Source organism: Shewanella sp. 1CM18E, assembly GCF_023161665.1.
In the GTDB taxonomy this organism is placed as follows: domain Bacteria; phylum Pseudomonadota; class Gammaproteobacteria; order Enterobacterales; family Shewanellaceae; genus Shewanella.
In genome coordinates this window covers 21,976-37,729 of record NZ_JALNTW010000011.1, presented here as the reverse complement: position 1 = coordinate 37,729, position 15,754 = coordinate 21,976, and the positions used below count along the sequence as shown (strand labels likewise).

Sequence of the window (15,754 nt, the reverse complement as noted above, 5' to 3'; positions counted from 1 at the left end):
GACAGCAAATACTCAGTTTGTTGTTACGGCATTTTGATTTTTTCTAATCTTTTGATTTCTATCAGTGTAATACTTGTTTTAATGCTCAATATTATGTCCTGAACAAGCTTTATCTAACGGCAGATAGCCCTTATAGTCTCAGGGGCAAGTTGTTGGCCGCAGAAAAATCAGGGTTTTAGTGATAAAACCCGACAAGGAATAATATGCGTTATTACATAGAACAGTCAGTTAGAGACCCAAGCCCGGGGTTAAGGATTATTGAGCGTAATCCTGATGGTAGTGAGACAGTTATCTGGTATCTGCAAACTCAGCATAGCCATCTTATATTGCAAGAGATCCGTGGCGATTATCTGCTATTGGGAGATTGGGACGGCAAGTTCAGTCGTTTTCATATTCCGAGCCAAACATTGACCCACACTCAGCGCTTGGCGGGTGAAGTGAGTATTGGTGCTGTTGTTTCTAGTGGTGGTTTTACCATTATGGTGACCATGAATAACGAGAATGACTATAACCTCCCGACCTTAGTTCGCTTAGATTGCAATAACCTGTCTATTCTCAGTGACTTTAGATTGCCGTTCGAACTCAACAATGAAGATGACGAAGAAGATGAAGATAGCGAACTAGACACTGATGAAGAGTTTGAGCCGCAAATCGACTGCTACAAACTTGATGTCTATCGTCCGAGAGAGCCTATAGCTGGGCAATTGTGGTTATATGCCTGTAATACCAATAGCAGCTGGGATAAGCCTAAACCCCATGAGTTTTATCGACTGGATATGCTGGCGCAGCAAGAGTCTTTACTTGCACTGCCTGGGGTAGGTAACGCTGATAATGAGTTGTGCATGCCAGCGCTGAATTTCGCTGCCAATCTAGGCGTTATGCTGAGTTGGGATGCTGCACCAATGATAGCCCAAAGTGCAGAGCATAATGGTGAGCCAGCTATTCAACTGCAGTTAGAATTGTTTGATATCGAGCAGTGCGAGATTATTCGCAAGTTACCGCTACGCTGCTATAGCTTTGAGCAATTACAAAATTTTCGAGTCGATATTGATGTATTGCAGGAAGGCCCTGATGAGGATGCTGAGCAATATTTCGAGGAGTTATCTGATCTCTACAAAGAGCTTAAAGACATGTGTTGGCAGGATGACAAGCTGCTGCTGACCTTTGAAGATCAAAGTCTGTTACTCGATATTAACGGCCATGCAGAGCCATTTACTGCTGCAAGCAAAGCTGCGAATAGTCATCCAGACATAAAGCGCAGTTACTTGCCTGAGGCAATATTGGCTGAACAGTTGGCAGGTTGTCATCTGATTAAAACTGATGACATTCCTCAGGCTATGCAACAAATGCTGGCGTTATGTAAAGATGTTGGTTCAGCCCGCTATGGCAATCGGTTCTCATTCGCGCTAGTTGACAATGCCGGTAATCGAGTGGAACCAACAGCTTTCTATCAGCAAGCTGTGCAACAACATGCTGAAGTCATGCAGGAGATGGTGACTGCCTATTGCGATTATCTCGACACCACTAGATTAAAAAACAATTTGTGGGAAAGGGATTATTGTACGGGTTCCTTATGCCATGTTGTTTATGCGCTTGTGTCCACAGGTGACGAAGCTAAGCTGCCTTTAATTGATCGTTTTATCAGTTACATTGACCCCGATCATGAGAGTTTTGTTAGAGATGATTTGCTGCCTAAGTTAGCTGTTGTATTTGATGAAAACTTGCCTTTAGTGCAGAACATCAGAGGCTGGTATGAGGATGACTGGGAAGACGATTGGCAACAAGAATAAGCGAGTTTTAAAGGGCGTTATATCACCATTTTATCTGTACCGGGAGGGCTTGTTTAGCCCTCCATTGTTCTTCCGTTGGCAGTTAAATCAGTTGTTATTGTTAGTGCTGAGCATTCATCCATGCTGTCACTCGGTCAATCTCTTGCCTGTATAGGCTTTACACTGATTGGTATTAACTCATCTCGCATTAGCTAGAGCCACATTCAAAGTGTCTATTAAGCCAGTATTCAACCATGCACTGGCAGCCATTTTCATAAGAATTATTCGCAATTATTTTAATGGCGCGCTAACCTGCGGTCGCTTTATCTATTTGTTTTCTTATTCTATTCAACCGCCAAGGATGTTGTATGGCTCAGTTTGATAAGCATGTTTCTATCGTTGTAGATCCTAAATCTCCTCAAAGTATTACCGCAGCACTTGCTGAGTATCGTCAGCGCTTACAAGATGGCTCAGCGCTGCGCTTAACCATGAATTTGATGCTAAATGTGCAGTTTGTTAAGGCGGATGGCACAGTGTTAACTCTGGACGATGCCGGTGATAATCGTGCTTTGGTAGAGCAGGCGATTAACGCTTGCCGCTTTGATGAGCAACATGCCTTTATTACTGAACCCGTGGTGTTTGCCGCGGCGTTAAACTTGCCAGAGTTAATGCCAGAAGTGGTTGAAACTATTGAGGCTTTGGTGGCGTTCTCTCGTAGCCGCAATGACTCCAACGATCTTTGGTTAGATGATTACAACGCTTTTGGTGTCGAAGCGATTTATATGCTGATTGAGACTGATGCAGCTTATAGCTCTATGCTTACTCGCTTCCTTGTGCCGTATTGGGATACGCAAACCATGACGGCGCCGCTTTGTTTACTGAGTGGTTTAGTTGCTAAACATGGCTGGACGCGAGATTTGATTAAGGCTTATGTTTACTGTGATAGTGCTGAAGTGCGACGTTATTTTTATGAAGACGCTTTTGTTGAAGAGCAGGGCTGTGATGCCGTGCAAGCAGACTTGTTATCACATCTGAAATCTCACCATGATGACTATCTTTATTTTAAAAGCGAGCTAATAGCGCGGCTGCAATCCACGCCTATTTTACAAATGCCAGATGAGCCTAGCTCAGTAACGCAGCTACTGGTTGAGTATTACAGCAGCATGGGTGCGTGGCCTGTGGGATGTGAGCGCTGGGAACTTGAAGATGAGCCTGATGAGTGGAATGACCGAGTTAAGCAGCAGCTAATTTGTGGCGTTAAGGTTGAAGATGAAATCACAGCTTTAGCGGCAACGCTTACCGAGACTCGTGATGAGTCCACATACTTCTCGGTTGCTGAATCGCAGTGTGGCGAAGTCGAGGATAGTTATAAGAGCTGGAGAGATCTTGAAGCAACAGAGATAGCTGCCGCTCCAGTTATTGAAGACCAGAATGCAGATAAACCTGAGCCTGAAGTTGAACCAGAGCTTGTAGTTGAACCTGAACCTGAAATTGAACCTGAGCAAGAACTGCCTGCTATTGCTTGGAATGAAGCAACAGCGCGTAAGATCTTTAGCTGCCTAAATCCAAGAACGGATTTAATCACCCAAAGTCGACTTGAGCACCTTAACAATGAGCTTGGCTATCGTGACGGCCAAGAGCTTATTTATGCGCTGCCATTTATGCCATTGCATTTAGGTAGCAGTACTTATTTAGCCCTGCGCCTACACCAAGATCCAAGCGATGATGAACTGACGGCAATTGGCCAGTGGTTTGAACAGCATATAAGCCAGCTGCTGAGTGATTTTGTGCTTAAGTTTTGCAAGGTTGCCGATGAAGATAGTGAGCCGCTGCGCCAGTGGCTTTGTGCTACAGAACCTGATTTAGAGCAAACTCTTGCCGCCGATATTGACGTCAAAATGATTGAACTAGTACGCAGCAGATTGGCAAAAGATGGTGGTAAGTCAGGGCCTGAAATCAGTGCTAAACAAGCAGCCTACTGGAACTTGTTTACCCATGATGCAGGTCAGCGCTGCATGTTAACCTGCTTGCTGCTGCAAAGCGCTAGTCGATTAACTCAATGCCAGAGCACAGATCTGCTTACGCCGTCGAGCCCTGTTGTTCAACTTGCAAAACGTCACTGGCAACTGTGGTTAGCCATCGCACCGCAGCGAGCGATTAATCGCATCGTTAAATTTAAAGCCAACTATGGCTTATATGCGGCGATTGATGATCAAGGTGCTGAGGCATCGTTATTCGATTTATTGCAGCAATTCGGCGTAACAGACTCTATGTTGGAAGCCTTCACATTAATGGCTGATCAGCAAGTTGCCGATTATCGCCCTGCTGCTCCTCGCTTTGCCCAGCGTTACGCTGCAAAGGTGATGCAATATGCCGACTTAGATCCAGCTGATACTTCTATGATTGGCCGCCAGCAACTCAAGCAGTTCGATGCCTTATTACAAGCGCTTGAGTATTGCCGAGAAGATCAAGTATTGGAGTTTTTCCAACACCTTAAAGCATTCAACCCTGAGCTTGAGTTACCGATTATGCCTATGTTTGAACAAGCTTTACTCAATACGCTGAAAGAAGGTTTTGACGACGCTAGCGCGCAAACTCTGTATGGCAAAATCATGGCGTACCTTGCTAGCGGTGAAGGCTTAGATAGCTTGAGCCCAAAGGCGCTGAATAAACCAAAGTTGCAGGGCTGGAATCCTTACCCTATGTATCGCAGTAAGGTGGGGCCGGCAGACTTTGTCTGGTTGTTGCCGCCAGAAATGGCTCAGCGTTTAGTACTGTTTTTAGCGCAATTGGGTAAACGTGGTTTACATTGGTTAGGGCGTTCTTCGATGGAAGAAGCTTATGTGGCTAGTCGTATGCAAGCGGGTGAGATCACCATGGCCGATCGTTGGCATCACCCAGAAGTTGGTAATGAGCGTCACGGCGACAGTGATATACGCGATGTGCTCGATATCGCTAAGCAAAGCTGGGCACTCAATTGGCTTGATAACGCCGGTGTACCTGAGGCTGCATTAGTGTATTTCGCAGTGCATGAGGGTTATGAGCAGCAACAATTTGTGTGTAAGTTAGCCGCTGAAAACCGTTTGCCAGATCTGCAAGATTGGTTAACAGCCAATGAGCGAGTGCAGTTACTTGAGATGCTCCAAGGGGCTGAATCATTGCCTGAGGCGACCACACATAGCTTTTTACAGGATTGCTCCAGCGCGGTAAAAAGCCTAGCTAATAAGTTATTTGCCAATCGCCAATAGACTAATCTTATAGCCTTTTGAATAAGGGGATTGTGGATAATCCTCTTATCACCCTATAGTGACCAACTAGCTATTATTCCACCTAATTTCCAGCCTTTTATCCCCCGCAGGCTAATCACCTCGGGGGATTTTTTTATGTCTGAGCCTTAGCTAAGCTCGGTTAAATCGAGTCTAGTCTACGAGGCTATCTACCGGATTTTCTATGGCGTTTTCTGTGGGAGAGGTTATAGGGCTTGGAGGAGGATTTTAACCTGTCGATATTTATCTGTTTAACCATCTAAATAGGCGCTGTAAAACGCCATAGAAAGCTTCTAAAGCATTACTAAGCTATCAAGCTCCGCCAAACTTACCTTTTTGCTGTCAGCCATGCTCTTGTTTCTATCTCTTAATCGTTAGCCCGCCACAAACCCTTAGCACGACTCGCTTTGCGTTAATGACTGCAATCACTCCGTGGTTGTTCGTCCATTGTTTTTGTAAATTTTTTGCGCTTAAAAAAACGTAAAAGGATGGTTTTTATATCTAAAAAGATCTTTTTGTAGCTGCTTATCTCGTTGTTTTTAAATGCTTATATGTTTTTTATATCTAATCGGTTCTGATGGTTTTTTAAGTGTGCTGCAGCGCAGATTTTTAGTGTTTTTTATGTGGAGAATAGTCCTTGCTCAGTTGTTTAGCTCAATCGGTGAACGGTTAGTTTTTAAAAAAGTGTGCTTATAAAAGCACGCAAAAACAGTGAAAAAATAAAATAATATAAGTAGGAGTGAATGATGAGACGGTGGAAACACAAGGTAGCATTAAGCGTGCTGTTTTGTTTTGGTGCCATTGCCAATGCGAACGCTGCTGGAAAATATGACAGTATTCCTCAAATGGGTAAAACCGCTAAAGGGGCTATAGCTGAATACAACGGTATGCAACAAGTCAACGGCGTTAAAACGCTTCAAGACTATATCGTTCAAGAAGAAGAGTTATTCGATTATTTATTTGAGAACCACCCAGTATTTAAATATCAGCAAGCCGGTAACTTGATTGGTGATTACCATATCAGTGACCGTGGTGAAGAGTATTTAGATACCGGCCATAGCCCTAACTACAGTGAGCGCGTTGGTGCGCCTCGTGCAGTTCAGTACCGTTTAGGTGCTAAATCAATTTTAGATTATCCAAACAATTTCGTTGGTCCTGAAAAGTGTGCTGAATGTCATGCGACTCAATATGAGAAATGGCAGCGTTCGCGTCACGCTAAAACAATTCGTTTCCCTGGTGAACACCCAGAAGTGGACAACGACATTGAAAAGACCATGTATAACACTAAAGACACTTCAATCTTGCCTGACGGTATTACCCCAGACATGATCTATGCAACTGTTGGTACTCCACGTACTAAATACGGTTTCATCGATGCATGGCTAGTACGTGGTACTTACCACATCAGAGACGGTTTGTTACGCGACGGTACCGGTAAAATGGTAGCGGGTGCTAACCAGTTCTCTCGTGGTTGGGCTGAATGGTTAACCCCAGAAATGTCTAAGAAAATTAACGACGTTATCCCAGAATTCCCAACAACCTTAGCGGGTTTCGGTGGTTCAGGTTCGCACCAGCAAGGTATGAGTTCATACGGTGCTAAGTACGAAAAAGAGATGTTGTTCCAACCTGCAAGTTCTTACTGTGAAGTTTGTCATACGTTCAAGTTTGACTTCCAAAACAAGCAAGAGTTCTTCGATGCGTTAGGTGACCCTAAGAAGCTACAAGAGCACACGATTTCTCGTGGTATCGCTTGTGAAGAGTGTCATGGCGCGGGTGGTCACTTAGATGGCGGTACTGGCGGTATGCAGTCTAACTGTGAACGTTGTCACCAGCGCTTCCAGTACGACCCAACACTTGCTGACACGCCTCAAGCACAAGAAAAGCGTGAATACGCTTTCGGTGTGAAGATGAAGTCACTATGTCCATCATGTGGTACTGAAGGTTCTCAGATGTATAACTCTGAGCACTACGAGAAGGGCATGCGTTGTACTACATGTCACGATCCACACGAAGTGACTGACGGTGATTGGCAGTCAGGTTTCACTACTCCAAAGCTGAAGAAAGACTGTAAAGACTGTCACGAAGCGCAAACTTTGATTGCTGAAAACTCTGATACTCACAGCAACCAAACTTGTCAAAGCTGTCACATGCCTAACATGGGTAGCTGTGAAAACTTCAAGGCACTGCAGTTCCCTGACCAAGCTGGTTTCGATGCAGTACGTAAGTCTCACATGTGGAAGATCCAAGTTGATCCAACACTGAAGACACTAAACCCACCAGAAGGTGAGCCACGTACTCAAGGTCCTAAGGCTGGTAAAGGCTGGACTGTTGCTAAGAACGAAGAAGGTCGTAACTACTTAGACTTAATGTGGTCTTGTGCTCGTACCTCTATCTCTGACCACGACGTGGTTGAGAACAAAGGTTGTCACAGCCAGTTCCAGTCTGAGCTTGAAAAAGGCCTACATTACGAAGACCAGTTAGAGATCTACGGTGAAGTAATGAAGATGCAAACACCAGTTAAAGAAGTGTTCTCGAAAGTTGAACAAGCTCTTGTACGCATCGACCAACTATTAGAAGTCACTAAGCTGTCTACTGAAGACAAGACTCAGGTACTTATGTTGGCTGAGAAAGCGGCAGAAACTGTTGAACTAATCAAGAAAGACGGTTCTTGGGGGGTGCATGGCTTCCGTTATAGCCAGAAGCGTCTAGATGCTGCACTAACTTATGTTACGCAAGCACAAAACATTCTAGATGGAACAGGTTACGCAGCTAAATAAGCCGCATAACTAGTTAACCGCCTCGGCATGAATTGCGTAGCAATGATTGCCGAGGCAATAAAGAGAAAGATTATGAAAAAAGCACTGGGTCAAATTCTGTTAAGCCTGACGTTAATTGCAAGTTCTGCTAGCTGTCTAGCAGGTGGTGGTTCTGAGATGGCACCCGCTCATCGCTATGAGCACCAGCTAACCACAATCAGCATGATGGAAGCTGAGTCCTTAATCGGCAAGGAAGGGGTTTATTTCTTTGATGTGAATACGCTTGAACTTTGGGCTGAAGGTTTCATTCCAGGTGCTATTTACTTCAACGTTAAAGATTGGAAAAAGTTACTGCCAGCTAAGAAAGATGCAGTGATGGTGTTTTATTGTGCTAACCGCCTATGTAATGCCAGCGAAATTGCGGCACATGAGGCGTTGAAAATGGGTTACACCAACGTTTTACAAATGCCTGATGGAATTTACGGATGGCGCTTGTCGAATCGAGTAACTGAAAAACCATAACAGCAGGATGTTAGGTCATAAACCTAGTTCGTACAGAATTGATTTAAAGAGATAATTATTATGAAAACATTTACAAAAACTACCCTAGCTGTTGTGACAGGTTTCACCCTGTTTATGTCTGCCAATTCAATGGCCGCAACCGATTTAACTTCTGACGTACAGAAAGAGTCATACAGTATCGGTGCTTCTTTAGGTAAATACATCTCAGGCCAAATCTATAGCCAAACAGAGCTTGGTGCTGAAGTGGATGTAAACCTTGTTATTGAAGGCGTGGTGGATGCACTTAAAAACAACCCACAGTTTTCAGATGAAGAAATTCTGACTTACCTCAACCAGCGTGCAGAGCAACTCAACACTGCTCGTGAAGCAGCTGAAGCTAAGATCGCCTTAGCAAACGTTACTGCTGGCAATGAATACCTAGCTGAAAACAAAAAGAAAGATGGCGTAAAAGAGACTGAGTCTGGCCTGCAATACCAAGTGATTAGCGAAGGTGAAGGCCGTAAGCCTAACCCACAAGATGTGGTCACTGTGCACTACAAAGGTTTCTTAATCGACGGCACAGAGTTTGACGACTCTCATAAGCGTAACGAGCCAAACCGCTTTGCACTAATGAGTGTGATTGAAGGCTGGCAAGAAGGCATTCCGTTGATGAACGAAGGCTCAACTTACAAGTTCGCTATTCCTGCGGCCCTTGCCTATGGCGACAAGCAAGTTGGCATCATTCCACCAAGCTCAACGTTGGTATTTGAAGTTGAACTAGTAAAAGTTGAAGCACCAGGTGAAAACGCTCATGGCATGGGCCTAAGCGGTATGGGCATGGGCGGCATGATGGGCGGCGGTCACTAGTCGCTGCGCTTAACTGATACATAGAAAAGATTTTAAGTTTTTGTTTGAGTTAGTTTCGTTTGTAGAGAGTCACTATGAATAGTTTAGCTATCGGCATTGCTGTCACCTTATGTGCAGTTATCACCTTTATTTGGCGTCATCATCACTCTAGTCAAAAACATGGTGTAACCCCGATAGTTAAGTCTAGTGACGACGGATTAAATGAGCACTCCGTCAACGCTAAGGTACCTATGGTGCTATCTGTAGTGCTCTTTACAACGACGCTAATGATTTACTCACAACTAGGCCATTTCGATGGCTGGAACAAAGGAGTAGTAGACAGCAATATTGATTATCTGATCACCGCAGAAATCAATAAAAACGCTAAGAAAGTCAGCGAGCAACCTAGCAATGAAATTGCATTATTAAATCTGGCTCAATCCTACGTGGATGGCGGCCTATATAGCGAGTCGGTGCAAACACTTGATGAACTACTCAGCCTTTCTGGCGACAGTGCAAGCGTACTTGGCATGAAAGCCAATGCCATGTACTACCGCGATCAGAGACAGATGAGTTTAGACATTGATTTGGTTATCGCTAGAGCCCTAGCGCTTGACCAATACGAACCGCAATCTCGTCTATTACTTGCTACCCACGCTTACCTTAATGGCGAGTTTGAAAAAGCCATCGAGCAATGGCTGAAACTACTCGAAAGCGACAAGCCCAACATTAATCGAGCTGCAATTAATAATGCAATTTTACGAGCAGAGCAAAAATTAGCTAATCGTTCAGTGGCTGCATCTGAGTAAAGTCACGTAAAACCTAATAAGTATAAATATGTCAGCTAAATAGCTGACAGCTGGAGGATGCTGTGAGTGAAAATATAGAGAGACGGAGGTTCCTTAAGTGCTTAGGAGCCAGCTCTTTGATAATAGCGCCCCTAGGGTGCAGTTCCGTCAAAGAGGGTGAGTCAGATGCAAACAAGCCCCATTATGCGATGGTGTTTGATCAAAATAAATGTACTGGCTGCGGCGAGTGTAAAGAGGCATGTAATCTAGCCAACAACTTACCAGCAGGTAAGTCGAGACTGCTTATGGAGCAGCACTCAGGTGGGTTAGAAGGGCAGCCTTGTCCACACTGCGGTAAAACCACTGAATGTGGTTGTGAACGTAAGTTTGTCCGTGTCTCATGTCAGCAATGTAAGAATGCCCCTTGTGTTACCGTTTGCCCTACAGGCGCGGCGCATAGAGATGAGAAGACCGGCATTGTTACTATGGACGCGGCTAAGTGTGCAGGTTGTAAGTACTGTATTGCAGCTTGTCCTTATGACGCACGTTTTATCAATAAAGAAACTGATGTCGCCGACAACTGTGACTTCTGCCTAAACAGCAAACTTGCCATTGGTGAGCTACCTGCTTGTGTACAGAAGTGCCGTTACGATGCACTGATTTTTGGTGATATTAACGACCCGACATCCTATATCAGTAAGCTACTACGAGTAAAAGATTCTGTGCGTATTAAGCCAGGGTTTGGTACTGAGCCAAGCTTACGTTACATACCTATTGTTAAGCTAGGAGTATAGATATGGACGGCAATATTGAATTTACAATGGGTCTGTCTGAGGGACTTGCTTGGCCTTGGCCGATTGCTGTGTACTTGTTCTTTGCGGGTATTTCCGGTGGTGCGCTAGCCACTGCGTTATTCTTGCGATTCTACAAGAAGCAGACAACCAACACGCCATTTTATAAAGCTGCAGCATTAATCTCATTTGTGACGATTAGCTTAGGTATGTTGTGTCTGGTTTTAGACTTAACTAACCCGCTATTCTTCTGGCGAATTTTGGTTTACTACAACCTAAATTCAGTGATGTCGATTGGTGTTATCGCGCTATCGGTTTATATCCCGTTAGTAGCGTTAATCTGCCTATTCGCATTCGAAGAAGAGATCCGCGAGATCCCAGCACTGAAAGTATTAGTGCCAGTAGTTGAAAAGCTACAAGGTATCCGTCGTCCATGTGAAGTAACCGTATTAGTACTGGCTTTAGCTGTGTGTGCTTATACCGGTTTCCTTATCTCTGCTTTGGTACGTTTTCCTATCATCAATACCTCTGTATTACCGGCGCTATTTATTGCTTCTGGTATTTCAGCAGGTGCTGCAGCAGCCAAAATGGTTGCAGTATCGATGTTTAAAGAAGACCTACATAGCCAAGATATGAAGATCCTTCATGGCGCTGAGTGGCCAATTATGATTGCTGAAATGCTATTTATTTTCATGATTGTGACTTCGCTAATGACAGGCAACGCTGGTGCACAAGGTGCATTCGAAGCTTTCCATACTGGTGAGTGGGCTGCGGTGTTCTGGTTTGGTGTTGTGGGTATCGGTTTTGGTGGTCCATTACTGCTTAACTTTGCCACAGGTAAAACCTTTAGCCACAGCGCTAAAGCCTTCTACCTATCAGGTGTTTGTGCCGTGGCAGGCATGATGTGCTTACGTATGTTTATCCTTTACGCAGGCCAAATCTTTGCAGTTTAACCAGCAGGTTATATCGCAAAGCTAGCAAGATATTCGCTCCTAATACCCCGTCCCTGCAAGGCCAGTATTAGGAGTTGAACTGACGGCTAAGCAACTAAGCTCACGCCTTGCCACACTAGCTGGCAAGGCAGTGAGTGCCTCTTTAAATTCGTATTCTTTCCAGTTGGGTTCGCTATGAAAAAATTACTACTCACCTTGTTATTTATTCCGCTTATGTATGCTTGTAGCCAAGGTGATGCAGCGTCGCAATCGACCGAAGCGCAACCTATTCACGACCACGACCGCTGTCATTTATGCGGCATGATGATCACTAAATACCCGGGACCCAAAGGCCAGTTAGGCTTGAAGGGTGAAACCATAGTGCCAAAGTTCTGCTCTACGCGAGATATGTTTAATTTTGCGCTGCAACCTGAGAATAAGCGTCAGATCACGCATTTAAAGGTGCATGATATGTCGGTTACAGATTGGGAACATCCTGATGATAAGAGCTTTATTGATGCAGCCTCGGCTTGGTATGTTTATGGCACCAGTAAAAAAGCAGTTATGGGCCCAGCTGTCGCTTCGTTTGCAACTCAAGATGGCGCAACCCAGTTTGCTACCGAGTTTGGCGGTGCAGTACTGACTTATGATCAAATTACTATTGAACTACTTGCTGGAGAGTAGTGGCGTTTCACTTTATATAAAGTGAGGTGTGGAGCGTATCAAAGCAGATGAGTAAATTAACCTTATCTAGTTTCCAACCCGCGAGCAGAGTTAGCTTATTGCGCTTGGCATTGCTGACTCTGTCGCTTGGTTTTGGCACGATGTGCCAAGCCGAGATCATAGACGTTGAAAATACTGAAGAACTGACTCAGGCCTTAACTAAAGCTAAAGCGGGCGACCGAATCGCTTTGGCTGCTGGGCGCTATCAAGGTCCGCTGCAAATCCACCAATCTATTATTCTTTCCAGTCGCGGCGACAGTATTATTGATGCCAATGGCGTAGGCAGTGCCATTCAGGTATTTGCCGCCAATGTCGAAATTGCCGGGCTTAAAATTGAAAATTGGGGCAACGATCATTACGAGCGTGATGCGGGAGTATTGGTTGAGCCGGGTAATGATGGCGTTGTTATTCATAACAACCACTTTCGCGGTGACGGCTTTGGTATTCGTGCTGACGAGCTGCAAAACATTACTATCCATGACAACGTGATTATAGGCAATAACAGCTTATACACCTTAGATCGCGGCGACGGCATTCATCTAATGCGCGTTAAAGGCTCTGAAATATACGGCAATACCATTTCTCAAGTACGCGACGGCGTTTACCTCGAATCAAGCAGCCACAGCCGCGTGTACGGCAATCGTTTATTCGATCAGCAGTACGGTATCCATTATATGTACACCTCTGATGACGAAGGGTTTAATAACCAGAGTTATCAAGTTGATGGCGGTTACGCTGTGATGAATGCCAAGCGGGTTTACCTGCATCGTAATCAAGTGTGGGACGCCATAGATTTCGGTATTTTGCTCAACATGACCGAAGACTCAATTGTAGAGTCTAATCGCGTCGAGCATATTGTTAACCGCAGTGAAAACCAAGTCCAGGGCCAAGAAGGCAAAGGGCTCTTTGTGTATGGCGCTCGAAATAATACTATTATTAACAATCACTTTGCCTATTGTGACATCGGCTTTTATATGGCGATGGGTGGCGAGGGCAATCAAGTTTATCAAAACCAGTTTATCGACAATTTCTCCCAGGTTAAGTACGTCGGCGATGCCCTTTTAGAATGGAGTCATAACGGCCGTGGTAACTACTGGAGCGGTTATTTAGGCTGGGATCATAACGCCGACGGGGTAGGTAACAGTGCATACCAACCGAATGACAATATCGATAAGTTATTTTGGCTTTATCCTGAAGCGAATTTCTTAATGGATAGCCCTATTGTGGTGGTATTACGTTGGGTCCAGCGCCAATTTGAAATAAGCGCTGCTAGCGGCATTATCGACAGTTATCCATTACTTAATAGCAACCCGGCTTTTCTTGATTAATCTTTTTCTTGATTAATCAACGCCGATTATTTTGCGGTGCACAGTGTAGCGATTGCTTACAAAAGTAATCAGTTTGGAGAGTAAATGAATTCTTGTTTAGCTGTTTCTGCCAGCCATATACATCATCAGTTCGCTGATTTCGTCGCTTTAAAAGATGTTAGTTTTGATGTTATGCGTGGCCAAACTATGGCATTGCTAGGCCATAATGGTGCAGGTAAATCTACGCTGATTAAAATTCTGTTAGGCCTGATTAACCCAAGTAGCGGTAATGTGAGTGTGCTGGGTAAACAGCTCACAGCAGTAAAAAATCGCGCCGAACTTAAAATTGGCTATTTGCCTGAAAACGTCAGTTTTTACGACAAGTTAACCGGCAAAGAGATTTTAAATTATTTTGCAGCCCTTAAGGGGATTGGCAAGGTTCGAGTTGCACAGCTCTTGGAAGAGTTTGGTTTAGAGTACGCCCAAGACCGAGCCTTAAAAACTTACTCTAAAGGTATGAAGCAACGCCTGGGTTTTGCCCAAGCGATATTGTGCCGCCCTGAGCTATTGCTGCTCGACGAGCCAACTGTGGGCTTAGACCCAGTGGCTTCGCAATTTATGTATAGCAAGATTGATGAGCTTAAACAGCAAGGCTGTGGCGTTATTGTGTGTACCCATGAGCTTTCATTGATTGAAAACAACATCGACATTGCGTTGATTTTAGCTAAAGGCCAAGCGCTGGCATCGGGCACGTTGGCGGACTTACGTCTTGCGAGCGGCTTAAAAACTCGCTTAACCTCGCCGCAATTAACAGAGGCGATTGCACTGGAGCCTCAGTTAGCTGCGTTACTGCAGGGCGATGGTTTATTGGTAGATAAGCAGTCTAAGTCTGAGGTGGTTAAGTTATTAACTGGCGAGTGTCAGGTATTTGATTTTAGTCTTAAAGAGCCTGCTTTAGCTGAGATCTATCATTTTTACATGGGCCAATGCGCTCAACTTGATGAGGTAAGTTAAGGCTATGCGGATATCTCCTGTGTGTGTGATTGCGAAAAAAGAGATCCAAGATAGCCTGCGTAACCGCTGGGTGTTATTTATTTCGTTAATCTTCCTAATCTTGTCTTTGAGTGTCACCTTTGCGGGCAGTGCTGTGGCGGGCAGCTTATCGTTACCGACACTGGACGCATTGATCTCAAGCCTATCAACTATCTCGGTGTTTATTATTCCGCTCGCTGCCATGCTGGTGAGTTATGACGCGTTTGTTGGTGAGGATGAGTCCGGCACTTTGTTGCTGTTGCTGTCTTACCCTATTAGCCGCTGGCAGATTTTAATGGGGAAGTTATTGGGCCATAGCCTAATCATGATCGTCACCATTGGTTTTGCATTTGGCTTAACCGCAATTTTGTTATTGGCAGTTGGTGGGCAATATGAGCCACAGGTGCTATTGAGCCAGTTTGGTCAATTCATTCTGAGTAGCATTATGTTGGCCATTGCTTTCATTTTATTGGGTTATATCGTTAGTTTAAAGTCGACTGAAAAAGCCAAGGCTGTTGCCAGTATTTTGTTTGTTTGGTTTGTGTTTGTGCTTATTTACGACTTGATATTGCTAACGATATTAGTTGCAGACTTGGCCTTTTTTAATCAATATATTATCAATGTCTTAATTGCGCTAAATCCGACGGATCTCTACCGCGCGATTAATTTAATAGGTATGGAATCAACTAAGGGCAGTTTAGCTATGTTCTCTGCAGTAGCGTGGGGCAAGCTGGCACTTTATGCAGTCATGTTGTTGTGGATTAGCGTTTTAGTGTTTATTGCTAGTCAGATATTTAAACGCAGAACCTTATAATTAATACCCGATTATTTTTGGATTAATTGAGTTAGCTGTTTAGCGTTTGGTTGTTGATTTAAAAGCTATTTTATATGTTCTTTTTACAGTTTTAAGTTTGATTTGAGCTTTTTTAAACTATAAAAATGTAAGATATGTGAGCACTAACGTACAGATTTTAAATGGCTGATTTGATTTCAGGACAAAATCACGTTTTTAATAAATTATTTTAGTAAACTGAGGTTAAGTT

12 protein-coding genes are annotated in these 15,754 nt (G+C 44.2%); all 12 read left to right on the top strand.

Annotation, left to right across the window (positions count from 1 at the left end; all coding sequences use genetic code 11):
* Positions 1-203 precede the first annotated feature (203 nt).
* Entirely contained in the window at positions 204-1,790 is a 1,587-nt protein-coding gene (locus MSG37_RS14500; protein ID WP_248471367.1) for a hypothetical protein, read from the top strand.
* 347 nt (positions 1,791-2,137) lie between these two features.
* Positions 2,138-5,017: a hypothetical protein gene (locus tag MSG37_RS14495; RefSeq protein ID WP_248471366.1), complete on the top strand. Its 2,880-nt coding sequence runs from the start codon at positions 2,138-2,140 to the stop codon at positions 5,015-5,017.
* Between the two features lie 764 nt (positions 5,018-5,781).
* Complete coding sequence (locus MSG37_RS14490) at positions 5,782-7,812, top strand: cytochrome c3 family protein (RefSeq protein ID WP_248471365.1); 2,031 nt, start codon at positions 5,782-5,784, stop codon at positions 7,810-7,812.
* A 72-nt stretch (positions 7,813-7,884) separates the two neighbouring features.
* Positions 7,885-8,313: a rhodanese-like domain-containing protein gene (locus tag MSG37_RS14485; RefSeq protein WP_248471364.1), complete on the top strand. Its 429-nt coding sequence runs from the start codon at positions 7,885-7,887 to the stop codon at positions 8,311-8,313.
* A gap of 60 nt (positions 8,314-8,373) precedes the next feature.
* Positions 8,374-9,159 carry an FKBP-type peptidyl-prolyl cis-trans isomerase gene (locus tag MSG37_RS14480; RefSeq protein ID WP_248471363.1) on the top strand — a complete coding sequence of 262 codons (786 nt, stop codon included), beginning with the start codon at positions 8,374-8,376 and terminating at the stop codon, positions 9,157-9,159.
* 74 nt (positions 9,160-9,233) lie between these two features.
* A complete protein-coding gene (locus MSG37_RS14475) occupies positions 9,234-9,947 on the top strand; it encodes a nitrite reductase (RefSeq protein WP_248471362.1) in 714 nt (237 codons plus the stop codon).
* 62 nt (positions 9,948-10,009) lie between these two features.
* Positions 10,010-10,720 (top strand): 4Fe-4S dicluster domain-containing protein, encoded by a 711-nt coding sequence (locus tag MSG37_RS14470; RefSeq protein ID WP_028767714.1) that lies wholly within the window; start codon positions 10,010-10,012, stop codon positions 10,718-10,720.
* Positions 10,721-10,722: 2 nt separating this feature from the next.
* A complete protein-coding gene (gene nrfD / locus MSG37_RS14465) occupies positions 10,723-11,670 on the top strand; it encodes an NrfD/PsrC family molybdoenzyme membrane anchor subunit (RefSeq protein ID WP_248471361.1) in 948 nt (315 codons plus the stop codon).
* A gap of 174 nt (positions 11,671-11,844) precedes the next feature.
* Positions 11,845-12,333: a nitrous oxide reductase accessory protein NosL gene (locus MSG37_RS14460; RefSeq protein ID WP_248471360.1), complete on the top strand. Its 489-nt coding sequence runs from the start codon at positions 11,845-11,847 to the stop codon at positions 12,331-12,333.
* Between the two features lie 47 nt (positions 12,334-12,380).
* Positions 12,381-13,700 (top strand): nitrous oxide reductase family maturation protein NosD, encoded by a 1,320-nt coding sequence (gene nosD, locus MSG37_RS14455; protein ID WP_248471359.1) that lies wholly within the window; start codon positions 12,381-12,383, stop codon positions 13,698-13,700.
* An 84-nt stretch (positions 13,701-13,784) separates the two neighbouring features.
* Entirely contained in the window at positions 13,785-14,693 is a 909-nt protein-coding gene (locus tag MSG37_RS14450) for an ABC transporter ATP-binding protein (protein WP_248471358.1), read from the top strand.
* 4 nt (positions 14,694-14,697) lie between these two features.
* Positions 14,698-15,525, top strand: a complete 828-nt coding sequence (locus MSG37_RS14445; RefSeq protein WP_248471357.1) for an ABC transporter permease subunit — start codon at positions 14,698-14,700, stop codon at positions 15,523-15,525.
* Positions 15,526-15,754: the final 229 nt, after the last annotated feature.

Bases quoted from the DNA above. Each gene is read 5' to 3' on its own strand.
- MSG37_RS14500 (WP_248471367.1), top strand. From the start codon at position 204: ATGCGTTATTACATAGAACAGTCAGTTAGAGACCCAAGCCCGGGGTTA.
- MSG37_RS14495 (WP_248471366.1), top strand. From the start codon at position 2,138: ATGGCTCAGTTTGATAAGCATGTTTCTATCGTTGTAGATCCTAAATCT.
- MSG37_RS14490 (WP_248471365.1), top strand. From the start codon at position 5,782: ATGAGACGGTGGAAACACAAGGTAGCATTAAGCGTGCTGTTTTGTTTT.
- MSG37_RS14485 (WP_248471364.1), top strand. From the start codon at position 7,885: ATGAAAAAAGCACTGGGTCAAATTCTGTTAAGCCTGACGTTAATTGCA.
- MSG37_RS14480 (WP_248471363.1), top strand. From the start codon at position 8,374: ATGAAAACATTTACAAAAACTACCCTAGCTGTTGTGACAGGTTTCACC.
- MSG37_RS14475 (WP_248471362.1), top strand. From the start codon at position 9,234: ATGAATAGTTTAGCTATCGGCATTGCTGTCACCTTATGTGCAGTTATC.
- nrfD (WP_248471361.1), top strand. From the start codon at position 10,723: ATGGACGGCAATATTGAATTTACAATGGGTCTGTCTGAGGGACTTGCT.
- MSG37_RS14460 (WP_248471360.1), top strand. From the start codon at position 11,845: ATGAAAAAATTACTACTCACCTTGTTATTTATTCCGCTTATGTATGCT.
- nosD (WP_248471359.1), top strand. From the start codon at position 12,381: ATGAGTAAATTAACCTTATCTAGTTTCCAACCCGCGAGCAGAGTTAGC.
- MSG37_RS14450 (WP_248471358.1), top strand. From the start codon at position 13,785: ATGAATTCTTGTTTAGCTGTTTCTGCCAGCCATATACATCATCAGTTC.
- MSG37_RS14445 (WP_248471357.1), top strand. From the start codon at position 14,698: ATGCGGATATCTCCTGTGTGTGTGATTGCGAAAAAAGAGATCCAAGAT.